Genomic DNA, 25922 nt, shown 5'->3' on the forward strand with positions numbered 1-25922 from the left:
GTTACTTCTCGGTGAATTTCAGCTCGATCCGGCGGTTCTGCGCGCGGGCTTCCTCGCTGTCGCCGGTGGCGACAGGCTGATACTGGCCAAAGCCGTTCGCAGCCAGCCGGTCGGGCGCGATTCCCTGAGCGCTGATCATGTATTTCACCACCGAAAGCGCCCGCGCCTGAGACAGCTCCCAGTTGTCGGCAAATTCGCCCAGGCCGGAGAGCGGCACGTTGTCGGTGTGGCCGTCCACCCGGATCACCCAGTTGATCTCGGACGGGATGTCGCCCGCGATGGCGCGCAGGATGCCCGCCACCTTGGCAATCTCCCGTTCACCGTCGGGCGACAGCACCGCCCCACCGGGCGGAAACAGCACCTCTGAGGAAAAGACGAAGCGGTCCCCTTCGATCCGTACCCCCTCCTGCGCGCCCAGCAGATTCCGCAAACGGCCGAAGAATTCGGAGCGGTATTGTTCAAGGTCCTTGGTCTGCGCCTCAAGCCGCGCGCGCTCTGCCGCTTCCAGCTCGGCACGGCGGCGCTGCTCTGCCGCGACGCGGGCCAGGGCGGTGTTCAGCTCGGACCCAAGCGATTGCAGTTCCACCGATTGCGCCGCATCCCGCGCCACCGCATCGTCCAGCAAGGCCTGAAGGTCGCCCAATTGCTGGCGCAGGGCCGCAACCTGCTGGTTCAGCAATTCCGTCTGCCGCTGGGCCGCAGCACTTGTGGCTTCTTCCTCGGCCAGTGCCGACCGCGCCGCCGCAAGCAGCGCCGCGCGTTTTTCCGCCTCGCTTGTTGTATCCTCGGCCAGGGTTTCCGCCGCCAGCTTCGCCGCCAACGCCTGTGCCAGTTGCGCGCGCAGGTCGTCGCGCTCTTCCGTCAGCTCTGCACTTGTTTCATCAAGACGCCCGCGCAGCGCTTCGATTTCGGCACGCAGGCGCGCGGCGTTCTCCTGCGCGTCCTCGCCTTCGGAAATTGATTTTTCTGCCTCCTGCAAACGGAGCAGGGTCTGCGACAGACGGCTGTCCAGATCCGCCTCCGCCGCTCTTGCCGCGGCCAGCAGGGTCAGGGTTTCCTCCGCCTCCCGGCGTTGCTGCTCCAGTGCCAGGGTCATCGCCGTCAGTTCCGCATCTGCATTTTCCAGACGGTTGCGCAGCATTTCCGCTGCTGCCGCTTCGGCCAGCCGCGCGGCCTCTTCCTCGCTCAGTGCTGCCTCGGTCTCGGCAACCTGTTGTGTCAGGTCGGCCACCTGGCCCTCGGCCTCCGCGTTGCGCGCCCGCAGGTCCGCGACCAGGGCATCCAGCGCCTCGCGGCGGGAGGCGGCAAGGCGCGCGGCTTCGGCCTGGGCATCCACCTCATTGCGCGCGCTGGCCAATGCGAGGTTCAGCGCCTCCTGTTCGCTCAGCAATTGCGCCTGACGTTCCTGCAAGCTGGCCTGCGAATCCTCCAGTGTCGCCACCTGACCCAGCGCATTGTCGCGCGCAGCGATCAGGGCGGCGACCTGCGCCTCGAACCCGGTAATCCGGGTCTGCGCGGCTTTCAGTGCACTTGCCTGGCTGTCGCGCTCGCTTGTCAGGGATGCGATCAGGGCGGCCTGCTGGTTGACCTGTTCCTGTGCATCATTCAGCGTTGCGTTAAGCGCCCCCAGACGCGCCTCAAGCTGTGCGTTGGAACGTTCCTCCACCCCCAGCGCGCGGGCCAGGGCGGCAACCTCACCCGAAAGCTGGTCCAGCTCGCTTTCCTGACCGGTGATCCGTTCGGTCAGGACATATTGCACCACCATGAAGATGGTCAGCACGAACATCAGAACCAGCAAGAGACCGGTCATCGCATCCACGAAGCCGGGCCAGATCGACCCCTGGAAGCGCGCTCCTGTCCGCCGGGACAAAGCCATGGTCAGCTCTCATCCGGCGTTTCGGGACTGCGCATCCGGCGCGGCACGGATGCGGGCCGCCCGCCCGATACCGCCTTTGCCAGCAGCGAGATGTCATGGCGCAGTTCAGCCATGGTTTCCTGACGGCCGGCGGAAATCTCTTCCAGGATCCGCAGCATCTGCACGTCGATGGACCGCAGGCGCATCCGGCTTTCGGCATCCATACCGTCGCCGCCCGTCTTTTCCAGCGTGGCGATCAGCCGTTCCTGCCCCTCTGCAATACGCTCCAGCGTGCTGGCAGAGTTATCGCCCCGTTCCATCCGGTTTGTCATCCGGTCCACCGCATCGGCCAGCTTGCCCAGTTTTTCATCCACCATGGACCGGCTGATGTCGGACTGGGTGTACATCTGCTGCAGGCTTTCCATCTGCTCTGCCATGTGATCGACCACGCCCGCCATCATATGCTGATCGCTGGTGGCATCATCCCCGGCAGAAAAACCGACGCGGGTGATGGAACTCAGCCAGTCTTCGAGTTCCTGATAGAACCGGTTCTGTCCGTGGCCTGCGAAAAGCTCAATCAGCCCCACCACCAGCGACCCGGCCAGACCCAGCAGGGAAGAGCCAAAGGCAACGCCCATGCCGCCCAGCTGCGCCTCAAGTCCCGTCATCAGGCGGTTGAAGACATTGACGCCCCCTTCACCCTCGGAGGGTGCCAGGCTGCGAATGGTATCCACCACCGCCGGAACGGTCGTGGCCAGCCCATAGAAGGTTCCCAGAAGGCCGAGGAAAATCAGCATGTTGACAATATAACGCGTGATCTCCCGTGCTTCGTCGATGCGGGTCGCAACGGAATCCAGGATAGAGCGTGTCGATGTTGCGCTGATCTGCATCCGCGCCCCGCGCGTCCGCAAAAGCTGCGCCAGAGGTGCCAGCAGTTGCGGCGCCATTGTTTCCGGGTCGGGCTTGTCCGAGGCGAAATTCTCGATCCAGCGGACCGAACCGATCAGCTGGAAGACCTGATAGAAACAGGCCAGCACACCGATGACGAAGACAAAGACGATCACCCCGTTCAGATAGGGGTTGGCCACAAAGATCGGAAACACGGAAGGCAACGCAATAAAGCCGCCGACGGCGGTCAGGGCCAGCACCACCAGCATCAGTGTAATCTGACGCACCGGCTGGGAGAATTGCGGTGTCTGCGCGCGGTCTGGCTGCGCCATCAGGCTTGGCTCCTGACCCTTTTTCCTGCTCTCACCGGTGTTTATACCGGATTTGCCGCGTTGCGCCATGTAATTATGAGGTCAGATGCCTCACCCTTTCGTGCAGCCAATCCAGTTCGGCGTCGTGCAGGCCGATCTCGGCCAGATGGCTGGCCGTGTTGTAGAGGTATTCGGTATTGGGCCCCCGGCCCCCGACCGCACGCGCGATGATCTGCGCCTGCTCCTCCAACGGCAAACCACCACAATACTGGTCGTGGGTTTCGTCGATGACATAGACCACGGCCCGGACCCGCCTGCCATCGGTCAGATCGACATCCAGGTTCTTTTCCAGATAGGCGGAAGAGATCAGTTCACGCTCCCGCAGATAGGCCAGCGTCGCCGCCTCCTGCCCCGGCGCCACGCGCAGGGCGATGCCGGTGCAGGCATGATCCGGCTGCTCGTCCAGCGCCAGCACCAGTCCCGGAGATTCCTCGCTGCCGCGATGGTGGATCGAGCGCATGCAGAAGGACCGCGCATATCCCGGCAGGGTGCCGACCACGCTTTCCGCAACCTCGAACCCCGGGTTCCACAACAGGGACCCATATCCGAACACCCACATTTCCATCTGGCTGGTCCTTTCGCTTTGCCCCCGGTAAACCGCATCATCGGGTCGAGTTAAAGGGGGCTCTTGATGCGCAGCTTGGTGATTTTGCTCATATCCGTCGCCCTGCTTTGGTCTGCATGGTGGGCCGGGGCCAGCTATGCCCTGCGGCAAGGGGCACTGGCATGGCTGCAGGACCGCCGCGCCGCCGGGTGGCAGGCAGAGGCCGATGTGGCGCAAAGCGGCTTTCCGCTGCGTTTGCGCAGCCTGGCACATGGGGTGACCCTGGCCGACCCGGCCAGCGGGAATGCGGTATCGGCGGAACGGATCACGCTGTCGGCGCCGGCCTATTGGCCCGGTTATGTCACGCTGGAGCTGCCGCAAACGCCGATCACCATCACCCTTGCGGGTCAGCAGTTCAGCCTGCAGGCACAGGATGCCGCCGCCCGGTTGCGGCTGCGCCCGGGAACCGCGTTGCAACTCGAAAGTGTGGCGCTGCACAGCTCGGCATGGCAGTTCTCGGCCTTGCAGGGTACCTTGCTGCGCGCGGATGCCCTGACCCTGACGGCACAGCAGGATGCGGCAACCGAAACGCTCTATACCATTGATATCGAGGCGGCGGCGCTGACACCGGGCGATGCCCTGCGCGACCTTCTGAACCTGACCGATGGCTGGCCAGCCACATTTGAAAGCTTTGCGCTGCAGGGCGCCATCCGGTTTGACAGGCCGCTGGACCGGGAGGCGCTGACAGGCCCGCCCGCACAGCCGCGCGCGATGGACCTCAAGGCGCTTGATCTGCGGTGGGGCGCGCTGGCGCTGACCGGCAATGGACAGGTTACGATTGACGCGGCCGGTGTGCCGACCGGTGATGTGACCCTGCGCCTGGCACAGTGGCAGGAGATGATCGACCTCGCCGCAACCTCAGGCCTGCTGGACCCGGCCCAGCGCGATCAGGTGCAGCTGCTGATGGGCGGGCTGGCCAATATCGGCGGTCAGGACGGCGATATCGAAATCACCCTTGCCTTCGCGCAGGGGCAGATGGCGCTTGGCCCGGTCGCGCTTGGACCCGCGCCGCGCATCATGCTGCGACAGGATCAGCGGCAATAGGTTCCTGACCGGTAACGCGCGGTATCGAAATGAAAGTGGTCGCGATGAAACCGGTTGGCATTGGGGCCCAGCACCGTGCCGAACGGCCCGCAGGCGGCCTTGTGCATCTGGCGCAGTGGTTTGGAATAGGTTCGCGCATTCCACCCCTGCAAAACGCTGACCTCGGTGCCGTTGTTCAGGACAAAGCCCGAAATGTCGATGGCCCGGCCCTTGCCGTGTTCGGATATCTTTGCGCCCTTCTGGTTGTTGCGCCCCCGGCAAGCGTAATGCGCCGCCACCCTGACACCTTTCAGACCGCCACCCGATCTGGACAGGGCCGGTTTGGCCGCGCGTTCCATCCAGGCTTTCAATGCATTGGCCGTGGTGCAATCCATCACCGCGCCGGTGCTGAGCTTTACGCCTGAGACCGACCGCACCTTCACCGCATTGTCCACGCCGCAGCCGCTCAGCGTGCCTTTGACCCGGCCCAGGACTTCGCCCTGGATTGCCAGATCACCGCAGACGGCGCCTTTCTTGAGCATTTCGCGCTGCGTGCGGGCGGTCTTTTCGACTTTGCGGGACCGGAACAGGGGGCGCAGGGATTTGAACAATCCCTTCCTTTCGGGCTGCACATTCTGCGTCATGATGGTGTCGTCGGGCTGCCCGGCCGGGGCCACCGGTGCCGATTGAACCGGCTCACCGCCCTCGCGCGGGACCGGGCGCAGCGACGTGTTCGGGCCGCTGGCCTGGGCCAGCGTGGCCAGAACCAGCAGAACACATGTCGCCCCCGCCGCTTTCATTTCTTGCCCCCTCCCCGGCCGAAGTCGGGCGCATCGGTATCCTGACCCGCCTCGATGATCCCCTTGCGGATCGCGCGGGTCCGGGTGAAGTAATCGTGCAGATGCGCCCCGTCACCCTGTCGGATCGCCCTTTGCAGCGCAAACAATTCTTCGGTGAAGCGGCCCAAGATCTCCAGCGTCGCATCCTTGTTCGACAGGAAAACGTCGCGCCACATGGTCGGGTCAGAGGCGGCGATGCGGGTGAAGTCGCGGAAACCACCGGCGGAATATTTGATGACTTCGCTGTCGGTCACCCGGCGCAGATCATCGGCGACCCCCACCATCGTATAGGCGATCAGGTGTGGCGCATGGCTGGTCACCGCCAGCACAAGATCATGATGTTCCGCATCCATTTCGTCGACATTGGCACCAAGACCTTCCCAGAGCCGCCGCAGTTTCGCGATGGCTTCCGGGTCCGTACCCTCCGGCGGGACCAGAAGGCACCAGCGGTTTTCGAAAAGCTCGGCAAAACCCGCACGTGGGCCGGAGTGTTCGGTCCCGGCCAGAGGGTGTCCCGGGACAAAATGCACACCTTCCGGAATATGCGGTCCGACCTGGGCGATGACATCCGCCTTGACCGATCCCACATCGGTGACGGTGGCCCCCGGTTTCAACGCCGGGGCGATTTCCGCCGCCAGTTCCCCCATCACGCCCACGGGAACGCAAAGCACGACCAGATCCGCGCCCTCAACCGCCTCAAGCGCTGTGTCGCAGATCCTGTCACAAAGACCGATCTCGCGCGCGATCTTGCGGGTCTCGGCGGAACGGGCATAGCCGGTGACCTCGCGCGCCAATCCGCCCCGTTTGATCGCCCATGCCATCGAGGAGGCGATCAGGCCAAGGCCGATCAGCGCCACGCGGTCATAGACTTCAGTCATCCGCCTCACCGTTCTTGAACTGGCGCACCGCATGCACGACCCGGCGGCAGGAGGGTTCGTCACCCACCGAAATCCGCAGGCAATTGGGCAGGTTGTAGCTGGCCGAAGGCCGCACCAGCAGGCCCTGAGAGGTCAGATGCGCGTTGCAGGCCGCAGCCTCTTCGGGGCTGGCGAAACGGGCCAGCACGAAATTGGTTAGCGATACGTCGGACGGCACGCCGATTTCGGCCAGCGCGTCGGCCATCCAGGTCCGCATGCGTGCGTTTTCCGCCCTGCAGTGATCCACATAGGCCACATCGCGGATGGCCGCCTCTGCCGCGGTCAGCGCCGCCTGAGACAGGTTGAACGGCCCCCGGATGCGGTTCAGCACGTCGATGACATGGCGCGGGCCATAGCCCCAGCCGATGCGCAGGCCGCCCAATCCGTAAATCTTCGAGAAGGTCCGCGTCATGATGACATTTTCGCGCGCCTCCACCAGGGCGGCGCCGCCGTCATAGCCATCGACATATTCCGCATAGGCCCCGTCAAGCACCAGCAGCGCCTGCGGTGGCAGGGCCTCCGCAAGCCGCGCAACTTCGCCGGGCGCAATCATCGTGCCGGTCGGGTTGTTGGGGTTGGCGATAAAGACCAGCGCGGTCTTGGGACCGCAGGCGGCAAGGATATTGTCCACATCCGTGACCCGCTCGCGCTCTTTCACCTCCACCGGGGTGGCACCTGCCGCCAGCGCATTGATCTTGTACATGCCGAAACCGTGTTCGGTATGGATCACCTCGCGCCCCGGCCCGGCATAGGCCTGGCAGAGAAAGGCGATGATCTCGTCCGAACCGGCGCCACAGATGATGTTGTCGGGATCGAGGCCCAGGACCTCCCCGATTGCCTGGCGCAGACCGGCATGGTCCGTTGACGGATAGCGATGCAGGCTGAACGCCGCACGGCGGAAGGCCTCCATCACAGCTTCGGAGGGGCCCAGGGGGTTCTCGTTCGAGCTGAGCTTGACCACGTTCTGGATGCCCGCCACATGGCTGGCCCCGCCCTGGTAGAGCTTGATATCCATGATGCCGGGCTGCGGCGTTATCTGTGTCATGCGGCGCACTCCATGATGATGGCCCAACTTCTAGCGGCCGCCGCGGGGCGGCACCACCGGTTTCGTCAACTGGCCAGCACGTTGCGGAAAAGCCAGGGATCGCTTTCGTCGATATCCTCGGGGAACAGCTCCCAGCGGTTCTGCAGCGGCGTCCAGTCGGTATAATGCGCCTCTACCGGGCCCAGGTAGGGGCGTTGCACCTCAAGGCAGCGGGCATGATCCATCTCGTCGGTTTCGACAATCCCGGCGGTCGGGTTTTCCAGCGCCCAGACCATGCCCGCCAGCACGGCAGAGGTCACCTGAAGGCCGGTGGCATTCTGGTAGGGGGCCAGTTCGACCGCCTCGGCGTTGCTGAGGCGGGAGCCATACCAAAGCGCGTTCTTTTCATGCCCGTAAAGCAGCACACCCAGCTCGTCGATGCCTTCGCTGATCTCATCGGGTTCCATGATGTGGTGTTTGGTCTGGGTCACGCCGGAACCGAACATCTCGTGCAGGGAGAGCACCGCGTCGTCAGACGGGTGATAGGCATAATGACAGGTCGGGCGGTAATCGGGGTTCCCGGCCGCGCCGACGGTGTAATAGTCCGAGATCGACACCGCTTCGTTATGGGTCACCAGAAAGCCGAACTGCGGACCGGGCGTGGGGCACCATGTGTGCACCCGGGTGATGGCACCCGGACGCTCGAACCAGATTGCCGCCTGGCAGCCGGTGTCATAGCTATGGGCATTCTCCGGCATCCAGGTCTCGTGCGTGCCCCAGCCCAGTTCGGCAGGCTGGAACCCTTCGGAGATGAACCCCTCCACCGACCAGGTGTTGACGAAGGTGCCGCGCGGGCGGGGAATGCGGCGGGCCTGGGTGTCGCGTTCGGCGATATGCACGCCCTTGACGCCCAGCGACTGCATCAATGTCGCCCAGCCCTCGCGGGTTTCGGGGGTGGTCACCTGCCTGCCCGTATCCTGTGCCAGGGTCAGCAGCGCCTCTTTCACGAACCAGCTGACCATGCCGGGGTTGGCCCCGCAGCAGGACACCGCCGTTGTCCCGCCGGGGTTGGCCGCCGCCTCGTCCCGCACCTTCTGGCGCAGGGCGTAATTGGTGCGTTCCGCATTGTTCTGGGTTTCGAAATAGAACCCCTCCCAGGGCTCCACCACCGTGTCGATATAGAGCACGCCCAACTCGCGGCACAGCTTCATGATATCAAGGCTGGAGGTATCCACGCTGAGATTCACGCAGAACCCCTTGCCGTCCTTGAAAAGCCCCCCCAGCAGATCGCGGTAATTGTCGCGCGTGACCTTTTCCGCGATATGGCGAATCTTGCGCTGGCTCAGAAAGGTATGCACGCCCGCATCAGGTTCGATCACCACAAGCTGATCCGCGTCATAGTCGAAATGACGTTCGATCAGCGGCAGCGTGCCGCGCCCGATCGAGCCGAAGCCGATGATCACGATTGGACCGTCGATGCGGCCATAGGTTGGATATGCGGTCATGTGGCGTACCTCACTTTGTCACGGGTTGCCCCCGCTGATGCATGAGGCAGGCTACAGGGTCAATCCTGTGCCGGTGTGTCGTTGACCAGACAGGCTTCGAGTGCGGCTTTCACATCGGCGGGCCAGGGGATCGAAATATGTTTGTCGAGGTCCGATGCGGCCAGGACCTGGGTGCTGGACCAGCGCTTTTCGCCCTTGCAGCTGATCTCGTGGTACATGGTCACCGAAGAGCGCCCGACCTTTTTCACATGCACCTCAAAGGTCAGTTCCTCGCCGAAAAAGGAGGGGCTGGAAAAGTCGGAGGACAGATGCACGGTGGGCGTGCCCCAGCGGTCTTCCCAGATGATCTTGTGCCAGGGCCAGCCGAGGTGAAGCCAGAATTCCTCGTTCACGCCGTTGAGAATGTTCAGGTAGGAGGGGAAATAGGCGGTGCCAGAGATGTCGCAATCGCCGAAATTCAGCATGCGGGTGGTCTTGAACGGAACTTGCATGGGCGTCTCCTCCTGCGTTGGGGGATGGTGGTACACTGGCAGAGGCCGCTTTCCCAGATACATTTCCCAAATACAAATCAAGACATGTCAAAAATGACATGTCTTGATTTGTAGATCGCGGAGGAGACGCCGAGCTGAGGCTTAGGGACCCTCAAGGAGTATGGCAGATCAGCCAGACAGGATGTGTCAGGGCTGAGCCCTTCCGGAGCGCCTGTTTGGAGGTTCCGCCATACTTCCCCCAGGCCGCGCTCTTCAACCTGCCAACATTGTCGGCGGTTTTGCCCAAGGGTTCCGTTAACCCCGCCTTCACCTTCCCCCGCTACGCAAATCAAGACATGTCAAAAATGAGATGTCTACATTTGCAGATCGTGGAGGAGGCGGCCGGGAATGCTGACCTACAGACCAGACAAGTTCGAGCGCGCCTTTCATCTGCAGGACGGTGCAGCGCTCTGGGATTTTCTCAGGCAGCCCGAAAACCGCCTGCGCATGGAAACGGCAACCTATCTCGGCCGTCCGGCCATCGAACCGCTCTCTCCCGCGCTTGTACAAGCCTTCGGCAACCGGGTCAGGGATCATCAGATCAGGCAGATGATCGGCCATATGGTGCGCCAGATCATGGAGGAACGCGGCTATCGCCTGGACCGCAGCGGCGTGCGCATCAGGCGCAGGAACAACATATTCTTCAGCGGCAGCAGGTATCTCGCACCCGATTCCGCATGAAAAAGGCCGCACCCTGCGGTACGGCCTTTCCAGACAGGATGGCGAAAAACCTTAGTTCTTCGCGTAGAATTCCACGACCAGGTTCGGTTCCATCATCACCGGATAGGGCACATCGCCCAGACCCGGTGTGCGCACGAATGTCGCTGTCATCTTGGAGTGATCGGCTTCGATGTAATCGGGCACGTCACGCTCGGCCAGTTGTGTCGCTTCCAGCAGGGCAACCATTTGCTTGGAACGGTCACGCACTTCGATCACGTCACCCTCTTTCACGCGGTAGGAGGGGATGTTCACTTTCTTGCCGTTCACGCGGACATGGCCGTGGTTCACGAACTGGCGCGCAGCAAATACGGTTGCGACGAACTTGGCACGGTAGACAACCGCGTCCAGGCGACGCTCCAGCAGGCCGATCAGGTTTTCACCGGTGTCGCCTTTGACACGCTCTGCTTCACCATAGATGCGGCGGAATTGTTTCTCGGTCAGGTCGCCGTAGTAGCCTTTCAGCTTCTGCTTGGCGCGCAGCTGAATGCCGAAATCGGACAGTTTGCCCTTGCGGCGCTGGCCGTGCTGGCCGGGGCCGTATTCGCGGCGGTTTACCGGGGATTTCGGACGGCCCCAGATGTTTTCGCCCATGCGGCGGTCGATCTTGTGCTTGGCAGCGGTGCGTTTTGTCACGGCTGTTCTCCTTTATGTGGCCCCGAGGGGCGGTAAAGGGCGTTGTCCTTTGGGCTTGCGACCCCGACAGGCATCCCCTTGCGGGGGCCACCAACACCAATGAAGCCGCGCTTATACGGGGGTGCCACGGGGAGTCAATGCAAGAATTCCCGATTCCGGCAGACCGCGCGGATCCGACGCCAGATCCGTCTTTGGCCGCTGGTATCCACCCATCGGGCCTCAGGCTCCTGAACGCCCCAGTTCCGCACATGCCGCATGCCGATGACAGGTCACGATATGGTCGTTGACCAACCCGCAGGCCTCCATCCAGGCATAGACGATGGTGGGGCCGCAGAACTTGAAACCTTCCTTCTTCAGGTCCTTCGATACCTGCTGTGACAGCACGGTCTGCGGGGGCACGTCGGCCTGTGTCGCAAACCGGTTCTGCAATGGCACACCATCCACATACCGCCACATGAATGTGTCAAAACCTTCGCGGGCCTCCACCTCTTGCCAGGCGCGGGCATTTGCAATCGCCGCCTCGATCTTGCCCCGGTGACGGATGATCCCCGGATCTGCGACCAGCCTGGCCACCTCTTCCTCTCCCCAGGTTGCGATTTCATCGGGATCGAACCCGGCAAACGCCCTGCGGAAATTGTCCCGCTTCCTGAGGATGGTGATCCAGCTCAGCCCGGCCTGGAATCCATCCAGGATCAGCTTTTCCCACAAGGCCCGGCTGTCATATTCTGGCACCCCCCATTCCCTGTCGTGGTAGTCCATATATACCGGGTCGGTCCCGGCCCATCCGCACCGCTGCATGGCCCCTCCTCTGCGCAGGAAAAATTCGAAGCAAATTCGTTCCTTAAAGCGCCGTTATCACTTTGGACGCCAAGGTGGCGCAGCACCGTGGGAAAGTACATGCCGTGAATGCCAGACAAAAACAGAAATGGGCCGATGTGCCCGCAGATGCCGTCAATCCGCTGACCCATGCCGTCGCCGCGCGCGACCGCAATACGCTTGCCATGGTCCGTGATGCCATAACGCACAAGGAAACCATGCTGGCCTATCAGCCTGTCGTCTCCGCGCGCGCGCCCGGCACCCGGGCCTTTTACGAGGGGTTGATCCGGGTGCTGGACGCCACCGGTCGCGTGATTCCGGCGCGCGAATTCATGCCGGTGATCGAAGACACCGATCTGGGGCGCGAGATTGACGTCATTGCCCTGCGGATGGGGCTGACCGCCCTGCAACGGCATCCGGCCCTGCGCCTTTCGATCAACATGTCTGCCCGCTCCATCGGGTACAAGGCCTGGAAGCAATTGCTGCACCGCGCCCTCAACCGCAACCCGATGCTGGGCGAACGGCTGATCCTGGAAATCACCGAAAGCTCTGCCATGACCGTGCCGGAACTGGTGGTCGACCTGATGGATGAACTGCAACCCAAGGGAATCTGCTTTGCCCTTGATGACTTTGGCGCAGGCCAGACCGCCATCCGCTATTTCAAGGATTTCCTCTTTGACGTGATCAAGATCGACGGCCAGTTCATCCGCGGCATCGCACGGGATGCGGACAACCGCGCCCTGACCGGTGCCATGGTTTCCATTGCGCAGCATTTTGACATGCTCACCATCGCCGAATGTGTGGAAAACGAACAGGACGCCGCGGCCGCCGCTGCCCTTGGCGTGGATTGTTTGCAGGGCTATTTTTTCGGCGCGCCCACCACGCAGCCCGACTGGCTGAAACCTGCAGCGCAGTCTTCGGCCCGGTAACCTACCTGCGCCACTCAGTTGCCGCGCCCCTGTCCTTGGGATATGACAAGCCAGAGGGCAGAGGAGTCGCGGTATTCACCCCTTCACCGCGGCGAGACTCTTCTGTCGAACATGAAGAGGAACGCTATCTCATGACCAACGTCGTCATTGCATCCGCCGCGCGCACCCCAGTGGGCAGCTTTGGAGGCTCCTTCGCCAATATCCCTGCCCACGATCTGGGCGCTGCCGTCTTGCGTGAACTCGTTGCCCGCGCGGGCGTGGATGCCGCCGATGTGTCCGAAACGATCCTGGGCCAGGTACTGACCGCTGCACAGGGCCAGAACCCTGCCCGTCAGGCCCATATCAATGCGGGCCTGCCGATCGAATCCGCCGCATGGTCCATCAACCAGGTTTGCGGCTCCGGCCTGCGGGCCGTGGCCCTTGGCGCACAGCACATCCAGCTGGGTGATGCCGCCATCGTGGCCGCCGGTGGCCAGGAGAACATGACCATGTCGCCCCATGCGCAAAACCTGCGCGCGGGCCAGAAAATGGGCGACCTGCAATTCATCGACACGATGATCCGCGATGGTCTTTGGGATGCCTTCAACGGCTACCACATGGGCCAGACCGCCGAAAACGTTGCCGAAAAATGGCAGATCAGCCGCGACCAGCAGGACGAATTCGCCGTCGCCTCCCAGAACAAGGCCGAAGCCGCGCAGAAGGCCGGCAAGTTTGCCGACGAAATCGTCGCCTACACCGTGAAGGGCCGGAAGGGCGAAACGATTGTGGATCAGGATGAATACATCCGCCACGGCGCCACCATCGAAGCCATGCAGAAACTGCGCCCCGCCTTTACCAAGGACGGCTCCGTAACCGCCGCCAACGCCTCCGGCCTCAATGACGGTGCCGCCGGCGCCCTGCTGATGAGCGCGGACGAAGCCGAGAAACGCGGCATCGAACCGCTGGCACGGATCGCATCCTATGCCACTGCCGGTCTGGACCCGTCGATCATGGGCGTCGGCCCGATCTATGCCAGCCGCAAGGCGCTGGAAAAGGCCGGCTGGAAAGCTGAAGACCTGGACCTGGTCGAGGCCAACGAAGCCTTTGCCGCCCAGGCCTGCGCGGTGAACAAGGACATGGGCTGGGACCCGGCCATCGTGAACGTCAACGGCGGTGCCATCGCCATCGGCCACCCCATCGGGGCCTCCGGCGCGCGGATCCTGAACACCCTGTTGTTCGAGATGAAACGCCGCGGCGCGAAAAAGGGCCTGGCAACATTGTGCATCGGTGGCGGCATGGGCGTCGCCATGTGCCTTGAGCGCCCTTGATCTGATTGGCAACGCGGCCCTTTCACGGGGCCGCGTTGCAGCGCGCTGATGCCTGCACTTCCCCGCCCTCCTGTTTCGAACGCTGGTCTGCTGAGGTGGCGGGAGGGACGGCTTTTCCCCGCAACATGTCACCGAACCCTGCGCCGCGGCAGATCAGGCGCGCAGCCCGGGCAAGACTGCGCCGATGCCGCGAAAACGCTGAATTGGGTGGCTGAAGTTCTCTCCCCAAATAGTAGAATCGACAAATTGAACCGCCAAGCTCGCTTCGGTGTTGCCAAGCTTGAACAAGCCGCATAAACCGGTTGTGGTAGCAATAAAGTTGCGTCTGATAGATGCATTTCGAAATATCATTACTGGAGGAAACTAAATGTCCCGTGTCGCACTTGTAACCGGAGGGAGCCGTGGGATCGGCGCCGCCATCTCGAAAGAACTGAAGGATGCAGGCTATTCCGTTGCCGCCACCTATGCCGGCAATGATGAAGCCGCTGCCGAATTCACCAAGGAAACCGGGATCAAGACCTACAAGTGGAACGTTGCCGACTACGAGTCCTCCAAGAATGGCATAGCACAGGTCGAATCGGACCTGGGACCGGTCGAAGTGGTCGTCGCCAATGCGGGCATCACCCGTGACGCACCCTTTCACAAGATGACGCCGGAACAATGGCACCAGGTGATCGACACCAACCTGACAGGCGTGTTCAACACCATTCACCCGATCTGGCCGGGCATGCGCGAACGCAAGTTCGGGCGCATTGTGGTGATCTCCTCGATCAACGGACAAAAGGGGCAGTTTGCGCAGGTCAACTATGCCGCAACCAAGGCCGGCGATCTGGGCATCGTGAAATCGCTGGCGCAGGAAGGTGCGCGGGCGAACATCACCGCGAATGCGATCTGCCCGGGCTACATCGGCACGGATATGGTCATGGCCGTGCCTGAGAAGGTCCGCGAATCGATCATCGCGCAGATCCCGGCGGGCCGTCTGGGCGAGCCGGAGGAAATTGCCCGCGCCGTCAAATTCCTGGTCTCTGATGATGCGGGTTTCATCAACGGCTCCACCATCTCGGCCAATGGCGCGCAATTCTTTGTCTGATTGCAGCAGTTGAGACAATCAAAGGCCGGCTCCTTCGAGCCGGCCTGAGGCTGCTGAAAAAGCACGTTCCTGCACCCGCCCCCCCCGAAACAACGAAATCGTTCTTCCACGACGCCAGCCACAACCCTTGGCGCGGGCTGAAAGCCCGGGCCGCGCCCGACCCTCCCCCCGGGAGGGCGCTTTTGGTGACTTCTCGTATCACACTGACAACATTGATATTTGTAAGGGAAGCGCTCCGAATGCGCGTCTCAATGCGCCCTCCCAGGCTCGGGCGCGGCCCTTCGTTCGAAAACGTAACGCCGAGCGCAGAAGAACGATTTACCTCCGGCGGCAGCCGTTTCCGGGTTTGTCAGCTATCTGAGGCCGGCTCCTTCGAGCCGGCCTTTTTGCTGGTACGGGCTGGGAAAGCCCGATCCGCCGCCCTTAGAACGCCCGACCTTAAACCAGAGACATGAGCGCCTGCGGCGCTCCCGGGGCATTCATGTCGCTGGATACTTCAGGTTAAAGATCGGACGCTTTAGCGGCTGGAACGGGGAAACAACCAACCCCAAAAGGCGTTGACAGCAGCCCCACGCGCACGATGTGCCTTGTGGATGGCGTTGCGGGCTGCGGCGTTTGTTGTGGCTTCAATCATCGGATCAATCCTTGTGATCGTTTTACAGCGTCCCGCCTTTCACCTGATACATTCCGTATCGCCGATGTCCCAGGAGCGCGAAGCGCGGCAGGGTATCGGCTATACAAGTTTAAGGCGGGGCGCTTTAGTGTTTTTGACCTGAACCCAATCTGGGCCTTTGCAACGGTGCTTACAAACGAGACTTTTCAATCCGTCAGTTAAAGTATACTTAACTGAGAATGGTAGGTCGCCTTCCCCCTCTCACCGCCCTGCGCGCCTTTGATGCCGCTGCGCGTCACATGTCCTTTGCCAGGGCGGCAGCGGAACTGAACGTCACCCCTGCCGCGTTAAGCTTTCAGATCAAGTCGCTGGAAGAACACCTTGGCACCCCCCTGTTCCGGCGTCTGAACCGCATGGTGGAACTGACCGAAGCCGGGCGCGCGCTCGCGCCGGATGCCCGGAGTGGTTTTGAAATTCTGACCCGGGGCTGGCGCGCGGCCCAGCGCACCCAGGACCATCAGTCACTGACCGTGACAGCGGGGCCTGCCTTTACCGCCAAATGGCTTGCCCCCCGGCTTTTCGACTTTGCGCAGGAACATCCCGACATCGAACTGCGGTTCTCGGCCTCCCTGCATCTGGTGGACTTTGCCCGCGACGATGTGGATGTGGCGGTGCGCTTTGGCCTTGGCCCCTACCCCGGCCTTTATGCCCTGCCGCTGGCAGAGGAATGGGTAACGCCGGTGATGGTGCCCGAACTGGCCGCCCGATACCCCGAGCCTGCTGATCTGCGCAACGCGGTGCTGATCACCGATGAATCGATGGATTTTCTCGCCCCGCCCGCCGATTGGGCCGCATGGTCAGCCGCATTGGGCTTGCCCCCGCTCAAGCCGGCGGGCCCGCGGTTTTCGCAGGCCGATCACGCGGTGGATGCTGCCCTTGCGGGAATCGGCGTTGTGCTGGGGCGCCGCGCATTGGTGATCAAGGACCTGGCAGAGGGCCGCCTGATCGCGCCGTACAAGACCGCCCTGCCGACCGGGGCAAGGTTTACCTTCATTTGCCCCGAAGGGGCAGAGGACCGCCCCCAGATTGCGGCCTTCCGGGACTGGATGCTGCGGGAGATTGACAAGACTGCACATATCGCCGACGCAATGACCGTGTTGAACAGGGCATCCCCATCATGACAGGCAAGGCCGCCACCGCCATCGGTTTCATCGCCGTGCTTCTCTGGGCGCTGCTGGCGCTTTTTACCGTCGGATCGGCACCCACACCGCCCCTCCTGCTCAACACATTGTGCTTTGCTGTCGGCGGGACGCTTGGGCTGATCTGGGCCTGTGCGACCGGTTCGCTTGGCGCATTACGGCGGGTGCCGCTGCGGGTCTATGTCTTTGGCACCCTGGGGCTGTTCGGCTATCACGCGCTCTATTTCTCGGCCCTGCGCCTGGCACCTGCGGCCGAAGCGGGGCTGATCGCCTATCTCTGGCCGCTTCTTATCGTGATCTTCTCGGGGTTGCTGCCGGGCGAACGGCTTCGCGGCGGCCATATGCTGGGGGCCGCGTTGGGATTTGCAGGCGCAGCCCTGATCATCGCCGGGGGCGGTCTGGGGTTTTCGTCGGAAAACCTGCCGGGCTATTTGCTGGCCCTGCTCTGCGCGCTGACCTGGTCCAGCTATTCGGTTCTGTCACGGCTGGTGGGCAATGCGCCGACCGTCTCCGTGACCGTCTTCTGCCTCGCGGCGGCGGCCCTGTCCCTGCCCCTGCATCTTTTGTTCGAGCAGACGATTCTGCCCGCCACCGCATTGGGCTGGGCGGCGATTCTCGGCCTTGGCCTTGGTCCGGTCGGGCTGGCGTTCTTTGTGTGGGATATCGGTGTGAAACACGGCGACATACAGCTATTGGGAACAAGCTCTTACGCGGCACCGCTTCTGTCTACATTGGTGCTTGTACTCGCCGGGGTCGCCGCCCCCAGTCTCACGTTGCTGTGGGCGGCCTTACTGATCACTGGCGGCGCAGGTATTGCCGCCTATACCAGCATGAGAAAGCGTTAGGTCCGCAGACCTACGCCGAAAGGCGCGCAATTTCTTCCTTGAGGCGCAGTTTTTCTTTTTTCATTGTAGCAACTTCCAGATCATCAACTCCAGGGGAGCGTTGGGCCGTCTCCACCGCTTCGCTCATCGCCTGATGTTTCCTTCTCAGAGTCTCCAGATGTGCGTCAAAAGCCATATAATCCTCCATATGATGAGCTAACCCTTCGAGTGGATCACAGAACGATGTTTCTGTCACGCTGCCTCGCAGCATAATCGCTAAAGTAGTAAAAGATTGCCTAACGCGGCCTAAAACTTCAGCGCGGCCCCGGCGCGGAGCACGGCGTCAACCGCCGGCACATAGTCTTTTGCGTCACTTTCGTGATGCGCCCCTGCATGCAGTGCGAGTGCGGGGTGCAGGCGGAATGCCGCCCGCCCGCTCTTGCGCGCCCGCAATATCACGCGGTCAGGGGCACGCCCCGGCCGGGCGGCAAGCGGCAGCACCTCGACAGAGCCAAGGTCATCCGGCAGGGCGCGGATCAGGTCGGGCAGGCGCTCGACCCGGTGAATGAAATGGGCCTGCCCCTTGGGGGCGAGACGTTTCGCCGCAACCCTGACCCATGTGGCCAGCGGCACTCCCTCACCGTGCGCCGCCTCACGCGCCGGATCGTCGGACCGGACAGAGGCCGCGCGATCATAATAGGGCGGATTGGCCAGCACGTGGTCGAACTGGCGTTCACGCAGGGCCTGCGGCAGCCTGGCAAGGTCGGCTGTGAACACCTCCAGCGCCTCGCCTCCGTTGCGCCGGGCCAGATCCGCCATCGGCGGATGGAGCTCCACACCCGTCAGCGCCAGGCCGGAAACCCTTGAATTCAGGCATAAGATCGCAGCACCCACACCGCACCCCAGATCCAGCACGCGCTGGCCGGGCCGGGCCTGCACAGAGGCGGCCAGCAGCACCGCATCCACCCCGGCGCGGTAGCCCTGTCGCGGCTGCCACAGGTGCAGCCTGCCGCCCAGAAAGGCGTCATGGGTCAGATCGCTGTCACCCGACCCGCTCACAAGCCCAGCGGGATCCCGTTATCGCGCATCACCTGGCAGGCGGCGTCATGGTCATCGGGATGCACCATCAGCCGGCGCGGAAAAATTCCGATGCCGCCTTCCAGCACGCTCATATTTACGTCCATCTCGAAGCAGGCTATATCCTCGCCCCTGAGAAGGGCCGTGGCAAAGGCGATGATCGTCATGTCGGTGCTGCGCAAAAGTTCCTTCATCAGATTGATTTGGGGCAAGCGTGCCCGTTTGTCGAGCCTTGGGTGGGGCCATGCCATGAATATCGCGACAAAGGCCAAGCCGCACGAAAGGCTCGCCGCCTATCTGACCGAGGATATGGCCGCCGTTGGTGCGCTGATCCGCGAGCGGATGGCGTCGAAACATGCGCCGCGCATCCCCGAGGTCACGGCGCATCTGGTCGAGGCGGGCGGCAAGCGCCTGCGCCCCATGCTGACCCTCGCGGCGGCGCGCATGTGCGGCTATGAAGGCCCCTACCATGTCCACCTCGCAGCGACGGTGGAGTTCATCCACACCGCCACACTGCTGCATGACGATGTGGTCGACGAAAGCGCCCAGCGGCGCGGGCGGCCCACGGCCAACCTGTTGTGGGACAACCAGTCATCGGTGCTGGTGGGCGACTATCTGTTTGCGCGGTCCTTCCAGTTGATGACCGAACCGGGCTCCATGCGGGTGATGAGGATCCTGTCGAATGCCGCGGCCACCATCGCGGAGGGGGAAGTGCTGCAACTGACCGCAGCGCAAAACCTGGCAACCGACGAAAGCGTCTATCTGCAAGTGGTCCGGGGCAAGACCGCCGCGCTCTTCTCTGCCGCCACAGAGGTCGGCGGCGTGATCGCCGATGCACCCGAGGAGCACGTCAAGGCGCTGTTCGATTATGGCGATGCTTTGGGCGTGGCCTTCCAGATTGTCGATGACCTGCTGGACTATCGCGGCCAGGCCGATGCCACAGGCAAGAACGTGGGCGACGATTTCCGCGAGCGCAAGCTGACCCTGCCGGTGATCAAGGCAGTGACCCGTGCCGATGCCGAAGAACGCGCTTTCTGGGTGCGCACCATCGAGAAGGGACGCCAGGAAGACGGCGATCTTGAGACCGCGCTGGACCTTTTGCAGCGCCACGGCGCCCTGTCGGACACGCAGGAGGATGCCATGGGCTGGGCGGAACAGGCCAAGGCGGCGCTTGCCCCCCTGCCCGACCATCCGGTGAAATCCATGCTGATTGATCTTGCGGATTACGTGGTCAGCAGAATCAGCTGATCCGCGGCTGGCAAAGCGCCTGCATGTCGCCCAGTTGCGTTGAGGTAACCCACCAGTGCGGCCGCACGTCCGACAGCCACGCGGCAGCCGATTTGGCCCTTGCGGCAGTCTCGTAGAGCCCGAAACAGGTGGCCCCCGATCCCGACATCCGCGCCAGCAGGCAACCTGCCGAGGCCCTGAGGGTTTCCAGCGCATCCTGGATCACCGGTGCCAGGGACACGGCAGGTGCTTGCAGGTCATTGCGCTGATCCTTCAGCCAGGCGATCAGGTCGTTGGCTGTATGGAAGTCTGGCAAATGATCCGGCATTTCCGGATTCCCACGCTGTTCCAGCGCCTTGAACACCGATGGTGTGGACAGGGCCACGCGGGGGTTTGCCAGAACCGCATGTAGTCCGGGCAGGCCCGGCACCGGTGTCAGGTCCTCTCCGACCCCGCGCATCCGGCTGGGACGACACGACAGGCACACCGGAATGTCAGCGCCCAATGCCAGTAACCGGTCGGCCAGATCCGCCGGAACCGCACCCGTTCCCCGGCTGGCAAGCAATGCCCGCACCACCGCCGCGGCATCGGCGGAGCCGCCCCCGATACCGGAGGAAACCGGCAGGTTCTTTTCCAGCCTGAATCTGCCGGTGGGCGTCCCCTGCATCAGAGCTGCCGCCCGCAGCACCAGGTTGTCGCCACCACCCTGCAACCCGCCGCCTTCCGGGCCGGAAATGGTCAGCGAAAGCGATGTGCCCGTGGTCAGTTCCAGCCTGTCACCCACATCGGCAAAGACCACCAGCGAATCCAGCAGGTGATATCCGTCGGGGCGTTGACCGGTGACATGCAGTGTCAGGTTGATTTTCGCAGGCGCGCGGACCCGCACGCGCAGCGGTACGTCAGCCACCGGCCGCTCAGATGTCGCTGCTGGTTTTCAACGGTTCGGCGCCTTCTTCCTCCAGCACCGCGTCCAGACCAACCTCAAGCTTGCGGCGCATCCTTTCGGGGTCCGCCTCGCCGTCGGTATCCTCGGGGTCGACAAAGGAAATCGCCCGGCGCCACTGGAACTCCGCTTCACGTTTGCGCCCGACAGCCCAATAGACATCGCCAAGGTGATCGTTGATCACCGGATCGACCGCCAGGAGCTCCACCGCGCGCTCCATCTGATCCACCGCCTCCTCGTAACGGCCAAGCCGATAAAGCACCCAGCCCAGCGAATCCACGATGTAACCGGAATCAGGGCTGGCCGCGACAGCGCGTTCGATCATGTCCAGCGCCTCGTCCAGGTCACGCTGCTGTTCGACCAGCGAATAACCGAGGTAGTTCAACACCTGCGGCTGTTCGGGATTGATCGCCAGCGCGGCACGGAAATCCGTTTCGGAGGCCGCCATGTCGCCGGAGCGTTCATAGGCGATGCCACGGGAATAGAAGAGCACCCAGCGCATGCGGTTGTCTTGTGGCACCCGTTCAATGGCGCGGTCATAGGCGGCAATCGCACCGGCCCAGTCTTCGCGCCCGCGCAGCAGGTCACCCAGGGTCGAATGTACCACTGCCAGATCGCCGTGGCTGCGCGCCAGCTGGGTCAGCACCTCGATCGCCTGATCGTCCTTGCCGGATCGGCGCAAAGCGCCTGCGCGGCCCAGTTCGGCAGCATGATAGGTGGGGTTGTCCGCAGGCACCGCGGCGAATTCGTCGATGGCCAGTTGGTACTGGCCAAGGTTTTCCAGCAGTTCAGCGGTCAGCAGCAGCGCATCCATGTGATCGGGCCGCAGGTATCGTGCGACACGGGAATAGAGCAGCACATAGTAATCGCCGGTATTCTCGTTCTTCAGGACCGCCGCAAAGGTATAGAACACCTCGGCCATCCCGGCCAGGGGGTCCGGCACATGGGTAAAAGGCACCGGTTCCCCTGCGGCAAGCGCCGCAGTCAGCATATCGAGTTCGGGGTCGGTCCCGGTGCCAAAGCTGGTGCGGATCAGAGTCAGCGCCTCGTCCTGCCGGTCGAGTTGCGCCAGGATTTCGGCATGGGCCATGACACCCCGGCGGGTCTGACCGGCAGCGCCCACCAGGCCCTCGCCGAATATGTCTGCAGCACCTTCATAATCGCCGACGCTCGCCAGTGCGAGGGCCTTGTGATACATCACCAGCCCCTGCATCCCCGGTTCTTCGCCAAGCGTATCAAACGCCGCCATGGCCGAGGTCACGTCGCCCACACCCATATGCGCCCAGGCCTTGACCAGCCCGTCGACCCAGGGGCCGATCCCGGTTGCGTCATCGCCCCGTTCCAGCAGGCCCTCATAGTCACCCCGCTTGGCCATGTCGGCGGTCAGGACAAGCCGGGCCACCTGGCTGCGGTGGTTCTTTTCCTCAAGCGCACGGGCCAGCGGCACGGCCTTTTCCACATCACCCAGGGACAACAGGGACAGCGTCCCGCTTTCCATCAGTTCGGCATTGGTCGGATCATGGCTCAGCGCCTCGGTGTAATACCTGGCGGCCTCTGCGTAATCGCTGCTGACAGCAGCATGCCGCCCCGCCAGATAGGCCCCCGCCACCGATTGCGCCTGTACCGGCGGGGTCAGGGCGCTGCTGACCGCAAGAATGGCAACCGCACTCAGCACTCGTTTCATCATTTTGCAACGGCCTCTAATTCTGTTTTCCCAAAGGCTATCAGGTCCAGCGCCAAGCGCAATGGCACAGCCCCGCCATGACGCACCTGTGAGCAAAGTGGCGCGGACAGGAAAAAGGCGGGGTCACCCCCGCCTGAGGCTGCTGAAAAACCCGGAAACGGCTGCCGCCGGAGGTAAATCGTTCTTCTGCGCTCAGCGTTACGTTTTCGAACGAAGGGCCGCGCCCGAGCCTGGGAGGGCGCATTGAGACGCGCATTCGGAGCGCCTCCCTAACAAATATCAATGTTGTCAGTGTGATACGAGAAGTCACCAAAAGCGCCCTCCCGTTTTGCCGGAGGCAAACCTTCGGTTTGACGGGAGGGTCGGGCACGGCCCGGGCTGACACCCGGGCCAAGGCTTGTGGCTGGCGTCGTGGAAGAACGATTTCGTTGTTTCGGGGGGAGCGGGTGCAGCAACGTGCTTTTTCAGCAGCCTCAGGCGGGGTCACCCCCGCCTCATTTCGCATCACATGTCATTTCGCATCACATGTTGGGATAGTTCGGCCCGTCGCCCCCCTGCGGCGTGGTCCAGACGATGTTCTGCGTCGGGTCCTTGATGTCGCAGGTCTTGCAATGCACGCAGTTCTGGAAGTTGATCACGAAACGCGGGTCCTTGCCGTCTTCGATGACGAATTCATAGACCCCTGCCGGGCAATACCGCGCCGAGGGCCCTGCATATTCGGGCAGGTTGACCTTGACCGGGACATCCGGGTCTTTCAGCGTCAGATGCGCAGGCTGGCTTTCCTCGTGGTTGGTAAAGGAGAACGCCACGTTGGTCAGACGGTCAAAGCTGAGCTTGCCGTCGGGCTTGGGATAGTCGATGGGCTTGTGCATGGACGCCTTTTCAGTGGCTTGCGCATCGGTTTTGCCGTGGCCCAATGTTCCCAGCAGCGAAAAGCCCAGGGTGTTGCACCACATGTCGAAACCGCCCACCGCGAGGGAGGTGGTCAGGCCGAATTTGGACCACAGCGGCTTGACGTTGCGCACTTTCTTGAGGTCCGCACCGATGGCACCGCCGCGCACGTCCTCCTCATAGGCGGTCAGCTCATCGCCAGACCGGCCAGCCGAGATCGCCTCATAGGCTGCTTCCGCCGCTGCCTTGCCGGAGAGCATGGCATTGTGGTTGCCCTTGATGCGCGGCACGTTGACCATGCCCACCGAGCAGCCCAGCAGCGCCACGCCCGGTGCCACCATCTTGGGCATCGACTGATAGCCGCCCTCGGTGATCGCCCGCGCGCCGTAAGCCACGCGCTTGCCGCCTTCCAGCAGCTCCTTGACCATCGGGTGATGCTTGAAGCGCTGGAATTCCATGTAGGGAAACACATGCGGGTTCTTGTAACCCAGATGTACCACAAAGCCGACATAGACCTGATTGTTATCAAGGTGATAGATGAAAGAACCGCCGCCCGCGTTCTTGCCCAGCGGCCAGCCCATGGTATGTGTCACAGTGCCTTCGCGGTGTTTGGCGGGGTCGATCTCCCAGATTTCCTTCATGCCAAGGCCGTATTTCTGCGGCTCCTTGCCTTCGTCCAGACCGTATTTGGCGATCACCTGCTTTGACAGGCTGCCGCGCACGCCTTCGGACAGGAACACGTATTTGCCATGCAATTCCATGCCCGGCTCATAGCTGGGGCCGGGCTTGCCATCCGGCCCCACGCCCATTTCCCCCGCGACGACGCCCTTGATCTCGCCGTTGTCACCGAACACCAGCTCGGAACAGGCCATGCCCGGAAACACCTCGACGCCCAGTTCCTCGGCCTGTTCAGCCATCCAGCGGCAGACATTGCCCATGGAAACGATATAGTTGCCGTGGTTGTTCATCAGCGGCGGCATGGGGAAGTTCGGCACCCGCAGCTTGCCCGCCTCGCCCAGCAGGTAAAAGTTGTCTTCCTTCACCGGCACGGTGACAGGCGCGCCCTTTTCCTTCCAGTCGGGGATCAGCGCATCCAGCCCGCACGGGTCCAGCACCGCGCCCGACAGGATATGCGCCCCGACTTCAGAGCCTTTTTCGAGCACGACGACATTGCAGTCGGCATCCAGTTGTTTGAGCCGGATCGCAGCGGAAAGACCGGCAGGCCCCGCGCCCACGATCACCACGTCATATTCCATTGCTTCGCGTTCGATCTCGGCCATGCTCGGCGCTCCCTCCAGGCAATTAAAAAGGTTTGAAATTGGCTAAACCACGCCAAGCCCCTTTGCAATCCGGACGTGGGGTGAAATTTCGGGCGTGTCGTCGCATGCAGGCAAGGGAAAGCGCCCCTACGGGCGACCGGGTTCCGCTGGCATGACGCCGCAGGATCAGCCTTCGGGCGTGTCGCCCATCAGGTAACGCGGCCCCTGCCCCCGATCCGCCGCCTTGTCGGCAGGGTTGTAAAGCGCGCAGCTGTCCAGGCTGAGGCAGCCACAGCCGATGCAGCTGTCCAGACTTTCACGCAGCTTTGTCATCGTGTCGATGCGCTGGTCCAGCGCAGCCTTGAAACCGGCGCTGATCTGGGCCCAATCGGCCTTGTTCGGCGTCCGCCCGCCCGGCAGCCGGTCCAGTTCCGCCTTGATCTGGGGCAGGGTAAATCCGAATTGCTGCGCGATCATCACAAAGCTCAGACGCCGCAGATCCGCCCTTTCGAACCTGCGCTGGCCGCCCGCATTGCGCCAGGGCCGGATCAGCCCCTGCGCCTCGTAATAGCGGATGGCAGAGACCGCCAGGCCGGTCCGGTCCGCCAGCGCCCCAATCGACAAACCGTCATTTACCGCCATCTGAAATTTCTCCGCAAAATACCTTGACCTAAAGTGAGGTTTAGCAATTACGATGAAAAAATCAACAACAAAGGAGGCCCAGATGCCTGCAATCCTCGAACATACGAATTACACCGTGTCCGACCCTGCCGCCACCGCCGCATGGATGGAAAAGCTGTTTGGCTGGCACATCCGCTGGCAAGGCGATGCCATGGCGGGCGGGCATACGGTTCATGTGGGCACTGACGATCATTACCTGGCGCTTTACACCCCCGGCACCCCGGCCAGCGAAGCGACCTCCAGTTACACCCGTGTCGCCGGCCTGAACCATATCGCGGTCGTCGTCGACGATCTGGACGGCACCGAAACCGCCATCAGGGCGCATGGGTTCAAGACCGGTAATCACGCCGATTACGAACCCGGACGGCGTTTCTATTTCCACGACGATGACGGCATCGAATACGAGGTCGTGGCCTACAACTGATCCCCTCTGCCGCCGATCCTGCGCTGCCCCCCTTGCAATCGGCGGCAAC

At 62.7% G+C, this 25922-nt stretch carries 26 protein-coding genes; 9 read left to right on the forward strand and 17 right to left on the reverse strand.

Annotated elements, in window-relative coordinates; translation table 11 throughout:
- Position 1 precedes the first annotated feature (1 nt).
- The 3 genes from ACWNZ3_RS14320 to ACWNZ3_RS14330 form a co-directional block, all read right to left on the reverse strand.
- A complete protein-coding gene (locus ACWNZ3_RS14320) occupies positions 2–1876 on the reverse strand; it encodes a peptidoglycan -binding protein (RefSeq protein ID WP_496900365.1) in 1875 nt (624 codons plus the stop codon).
- Positions 1877–1878: 2 nt separating this feature from the next.
- Complete coding sequence (locus ACWNZ3_RS14325) at positions 1879–3075, reverse strand: biopolymer transporter ExbB (RefSeq protein WP_269361265.1); 1197 nt, start codon at positions 3073–3075, stop codon at positions 1879–1881.
- A gap of 73 nt (positions 3076–3148) precedes the next feature.
- Positions 3149–3679: a gamma-glutamylcyclotransferase gene (locus tag ACWNZ3_RS14330; RefSeq protein WP_269361266.1), complete on the reverse strand. Its 531-nt coding sequence runs from the start codon at positions 3677–3679 to the stop codon at positions 3149–3151.
- Between the two features lie 66 nt (positions 3680–3745).
- Between ACWNZ3_RS14330 and ACWNZ3_RS14335 the strand changes: the two genes are divergently transcribed.
- Complete coding sequence (locus ACWNZ3_RS14335) at positions 3746–4762, forward strand: DUF2125 domain-containing protein (protein ID WP_496900366.1); 1017 nt, start codon at positions 3746–3748, stop codon at positions 4760–4762.
- Here the strand turns inward: ACWNZ3_RS14335 and ACWNZ3_RS14340 are convergent.
- The 5 genes from ACWNZ3_RS14340 to ACWNZ3_RS14360 form a co-directional block, all read right to left on the reverse strand.
- Positions 4750–5541 (reverse strand): extensin-like domain-containing protein, encoded by a 792-nt coding sequence (locus ACWNZ3_RS14340; protein WP_496900367.1) that lies wholly within the window; start codon positions 5539–5541, stop codon positions 4750–4752. The two genes, ACWNZ3_RS14335 and ACWNZ3_RS14340, sit on opposite strands and share 13 nt — an antisense overlap.
- Positions 5538–6458 (reverse strand): prephenate/arogenate dehydrogenase family protein, encoded by a 921-nt coding sequence (locus ACWNZ3_RS14345; protein ID WP_496900368.1) that lies wholly within the window; start codon positions 6456–6458, stop codon positions 5538–5540. Before ACWNZ3_RS14345 ends, ACWNZ3_RS14340 begins: the two co-directional genes overlap by 4 nt.
- Positions 6451–7542 carry a histidinol-phosphate transaminase gene (gene hisC, locus ACWNZ3_RS14350; protein ID WP_269361273.1) on the reverse strand — a complete coding sequence of 364 codons (1092 nt, stop codon included), beginning with the start codon at positions 7540–7542 and terminating at the stop codon, positions 6451–6453. The genes ACWNZ3_RS14345 and hisC overlap by 8 nt, the downstream gene beginning before the upstream one ends.
- A 65-nt stretch (positions 7543–7607) precedes the next feature.
- Positions 7608–9026, reverse strand: a complete 1419-nt coding sequence (locus tag ACWNZ3_RS14355; protein WP_274573892.1) for a homospermidine synthase — start codon at positions 9024–9026, stop codon at positions 7608–7610.
- Between the two features lie 59 nt (positions 9027–9085).
- Entirely contained in the window at positions 9086–9517 is a 432-nt protein-coding gene (locus tag ACWNZ3_RS14360; protein ID WP_240313051.1) for an acyl-CoA thioesterase, read from the reverse strand.
- 387 nt (positions 9518–9904) lie between these two features.
- Here ACWNZ3_RS14360 and ACWNZ3_RS14365 point away from each other — a divergent pair, with 387 nt between their 5' ends.
- A complete protein-coding gene (locus ACWNZ3_RS14365) occupies positions 9905–10237 on the forward strand; it encodes a hypothetical protein (protein WP_496900369.1) in 333 nt (110 codons plus the stop codon).
- Between the two features lie 51 nt (positions 10238–10288).
- On the opposite strand, the gene rpsD is transcribed toward ACWNZ3_RS14365, so the two are convergent.
- Positions 10289–10909: a 30S ribosomal protein S4 gene (rpsD, locus tag ACWNZ3_RS14370; RefSeq protein ID WP_114275193.1), complete on the reverse strand. Its 621-nt coding sequence runs from the start codon at positions 10907–10909 to the stop codon at positions 10289–10291.
- A gap of 219 nt (positions 10910–11128) precedes the next feature.
- On the reverse strand, positions 11129–11707 hold the full coding sequence (locus tag ACWNZ3_RS14375; protein ID WP_496900370.1) for a DNA-3-methyladenine glycosylase I: 579 nt from the start codon (positions 11705–11707) through the stop codon (positions 11129–11131).
- A 104-nt stretch (positions 11708–11811) separates the two neighbouring features.
- Between ACWNZ3_RS14375 and ACWNZ3_RS14380 the strand changes: the two genes are divergently transcribed.
- The 5 genes from ACWNZ3_RS14380 (at position 11812) to yddG (ending at position 17708) form a co-directional block, all read left to right on the forward strand.
- The gene (locus ACWNZ3_RS14380) at positions 11812–12654 is read left to right on the forward strand and encodes an EAL domain-containing protein (protein ID WP_269361281.1); all 843 of its coding nucleotides are present in this window, start codon (positions 11812–11814) and stop codon (positions 12652–12654) included.
- Positions 12655–12785: 131 nt separating this feature from the next.
- On the forward strand, positions 12786–13961 hold the full coding sequence (locus ACWNZ3_RS14385) for an acetyl-CoA C-acetyltransferase (protein ID WP_269361283.1): 1176 nt from the start codon (positions 12786–12788) through the stop codon (positions 13959–13961).
- Between the two features lie 367 nt (positions 13962–14328).
- Complete coding sequence (gene phbB / locus ACWNZ3_RS14390; protein WP_269361285.1) at positions 14329–15051, forward strand: acetoacetyl-CoA reductase; 723 nt, start codon at positions 14329–14331, stop codon at positions 15049–15051.
- An 852-nt stretch (positions 15052–15903) separates the two neighbouring features.
- Positions 15904–16845 carry a transcriptional regulator GcvA gene (locus ACWNZ3_RS14395; RefSeq protein WP_269361287.1) on the forward strand — a complete coding sequence of 314 codons (942 nt, stop codon included), beginning with the start codon at positions 15904–15906 and terminating at the stop codon, positions 16843–16845.
- A complete protein-coding gene (gene yddG, locus ACWNZ3_RS14400) occupies positions 16842–17708 on the forward strand; it encodes an aromatic amino acid exporter YddG (RefSeq protein WP_496900371.1) in 867 nt (288 codons plus the stop codon). The genes ACWNZ3_RS14395 and yddG overlap by 4 nt, the downstream gene beginning before the upstream one ends.
- Positions 17709–17718: 10 nt before the next feature.
- On the opposite strand, the gene ACWNZ3_RS14405 is transcribed toward yddG, so the two are convergent.
- The 3 genes from ACWNZ3_RS14405 to ACWNZ3_RS14415 form a co-directional block, all read right to left on the reverse strand.
- Positions 17719–17883, reverse strand: a complete 165-nt coding sequence (locus tag ACWNZ3_RS14405; protein ID WP_269361291.1) for a YdcH family protein — start codon at positions 17881–17883, stop codon at positions 17719–17721.
- Between the two features lie 110 nt (positions 17884–17993).
- A complete protein-coding gene (locus ACWNZ3_RS14410; RefSeq protein ID WP_269361292.1) occupies positions 17994–18746 on the reverse strand; it encodes a tRNA1(Val) (adenine(37)-N6)-methyltransferase in 753 nt (250 codons plus the stop codon).
- Positions 18743–18958, reverse strand: coding sequence for a putative signal transducing protein (locus ACWNZ3_RS14415; protein ID WP_269361295.1), 216 nt, complete (start codon positions 18956–18958; stop codon positions 18743–18745). Before ACWNZ3_RS14415 ends, ACWNZ3_RS14410 begins: the two co-directional genes overlap by 4 nt.
- Before the next feature lie 55 nt (positions 18959–19013).
- On the opposite strand from ACWNZ3_RS14415, the gene ACWNZ3_RS14420 reads away from it, so the two are divergent.
- Positions 19014–20012, forward strand: coding sequence for a polyprenyl synthetase family protein (locus ACWNZ3_RS14420; protein WP_496900372.1), 999 nt, complete (start codon positions 19014–19016; stop codon positions 20010–20012).
- On the opposite strand, the gene ACWNZ3_RS14425 is transcribed toward ACWNZ3_RS14420, so the two are convergent.
- The 4 genes from ACWNZ3_RS14425 to soxR form a co-directional block, all read right to left on the reverse strand.
- Complete coding sequence (locus ACWNZ3_RS14425) at positions 20005–20898, reverse strand: 4-(cytidine 5'-diphospho)-2-C-methyl-D-erythritol kinase (RefSeq protein WP_269361298.1); 894 nt, start codon at positions 20896–20898, stop codon at positions 20005–20007. The two genes, ACWNZ3_RS14420 and ACWNZ3_RS14425, sit on opposite strands and share 8 nt — an antisense overlap.
- 7 nt (positions 20899–20905) lie before the next feature.
- A complete protein-coding gene (locus ACWNZ3_RS14430; RefSeq protein WP_496900373.1) occupies positions 20906–22621 on the reverse strand; it encodes a tetratricopeptide repeat protein in 1716 nt (571 codons plus the stop codon).
- A 518-nt stretch (positions 22622–23139) separates the two neighbouring features.
- On the reverse strand, positions 23140–24789 hold the full coding sequence (locus ACWNZ3_RS14435) for an electron transfer flavoprotein-ubiquinone oxidoreductase (RefSeq protein WP_496900374.1): 1650 nt from the start codon (positions 24787–24789) through the stop codon (positions 23140–23142).
- A 165-nt stretch (positions 24790–24954) separates the two neighbouring features.
- Entirely contained in the window at positions 24955–25410 is a 456-nt protein-coding gene (gene soxR, locus ACWNZ3_RS14440; protein ID WP_496900375.1) for a redox-sensitive transcriptional activator SoxR, read from the reverse strand.
- Positions 25411–25492: 82 nt separating this feature from the next.
- Between soxR and ACWNZ3_RS14445 the strand changes: the two genes are divergently transcribed.
- Complete coding sequence (locus tag ACWNZ3_RS14445; RefSeq protein WP_274573905.1) at positions 25493–25873, forward strand: VOC family protein; 381 nt, start codon at positions 25493–25495, stop codon at positions 25871–25873.
- Positions 25874–25922: the final 49 nt, after the last annotated feature.

Source organism: Sulfitobacter sp. IGS-18, from assembly GCF_059628195.1.

Coding starts and splice junctions, on each gene's coding strand:
- ACWNZ3_RS14320 (WP_496900365.1), bottom strand. CDS start 1,876: ATGGCTTTGTCCCGGCGGACAGGAGCGCGCTTCCAGGGGTCGATCTGG.
- ACWNZ3_RS14325 (WP_269361265.1), bottom strand. CDS start 3,075: ATGGCGCAGCCAGACCGCGCGCAGACACCGCAATTCTCCCAGCCGGTG.
- ACWNZ3_RS14330 (WP_269361266.1), bottom strand. CDS start 3,679: ATGGAAATGTGGGTGTTCGGATATGGGTCCCTGTTGTGGAACCCGGGG.
- ACWNZ3_RS14335 (WP_496900366.1), top strand. CDS start 3,746: ATGCGCAGCTTGGTGATTTTGCTCATATCCGTCGCCCTGCTTTGGTCT.
- ACWNZ3_RS14340 (WP_496900367.1), bottom strand. CDS start 5,541: ATGAAAGCGGCGGGGGCGACATGTGTTCTGCTGGTTCTGGCCACGCTG.
- ACWNZ3_RS14345 (WP_496900368.1), bottom strand. CDS start 6,458: ATGACTGAAGTCTATGACCGCGTGGCGCTGATCGGCCTTGGCCTGATC.
- hisC (WP_269361273.1), bottom strand. CDS start 7,542: ATGACACAGATAACGCCGCAGCCCGGCATCATGGATATCAAGCTCTAC.
- ACWNZ3_RS14355 (WP_274573892.1), bottom strand. CDS start 9,026: ATGACCGCATATCCAACCTATGGCCGCATCGACGGTCCAATCGTGATC.
- ACWNZ3_RS14360 (WP_240313051.1), bottom strand. CDS start 9,517: ATGCAAGTTCCGTTCAAGACCACCCGCATGCTGAATTTCGGCGATTGC.
- ACWNZ3_RS14365 (WP_496900369.1), top strand. CDS start 9,905: ATGCTGACCTACAGACCAGACAAGTTCGAGCGCGCCTTTCATCTGCAG.
- ACWNZ3_RS14375 (WP_496900370.1), bottom strand. CDS start 11,707: ATGCAGCGGTGCGGATGGGCCGGGACCGACCCGGTATATATGGACTAC.
- ACWNZ3_RS14385 (WP_269361283.1), top strand. CDS start 12,786: ATGACCAACGTCGTCATTGCATCCGCCGCGCGCACCCCAGTGGGCAGC.
- phbB (WP_269361285.1), top strand. CDS start 14,329: ATGTCCCGTGTCGCACTTGTAACCGGAGGGAGCCGTGGGATCGGCGCC.
- ACWNZ3_RS14395 (WP_269361287.1), top strand. CDS start 15,904: ATGGTAGGTCGCCTTCCCCCTCTCACCGCCCTGCGCGCCTTTGATGCC.
- yddG (WP_496900371.1), top strand. CDS start 16,842: ATGACAGGCAAGGCCGCCACCGCCATCGGTTTCATCGCCGTGCTTCTC.
- ACWNZ3_RS14405 (WP_269361291.1), bottom strand. CDS start 17,883: ATGGCTTTTGACGCACATCTGGAGACTCTGAGAAGGAAACATCAGGCG.
- ACWNZ3_RS14415 (WP_269361295.1), bottom strand. CDS start 18,958: ATGAAGGAACTTTTGCGCAGCACCGACATGACGATCATCGCCTTTGCC.
- ACWNZ3_RS14420 (WP_496900372.1), top strand. CDS start 19,014: ATGAATATCGCGACAAAGGCCAAGCCGCACGAAAGGCTCGCCGCCTAT.
- ACWNZ3_RS14430 (WP_496900373.1), bottom strand. CDS start 22,621: ATGATGAAACGAGTGCTGAGTGCGGTTGCCATTCTTGCGGTCAGCAGC.
- ACWNZ3_RS14435 (WP_496900374.1), bottom strand. CDS start 24,789: ATGGCCGAGATCGAACGCGAAGCAATGGAATATGACGTGGTGATCGTG.
- soxR (WP_496900375.1), bottom strand. CDS start 25,410: ATGGCGGTAAATGACGGTTTGTCGATTGGGGCGCTGGCGGACCGGACC.
- ACWNZ3_RS14445 (WP_274573905.1), top strand. CDS start 25,493: ATGCCTGCAATCCTCGAACATACGAATTACACCGTGTCCGACCCTGCC.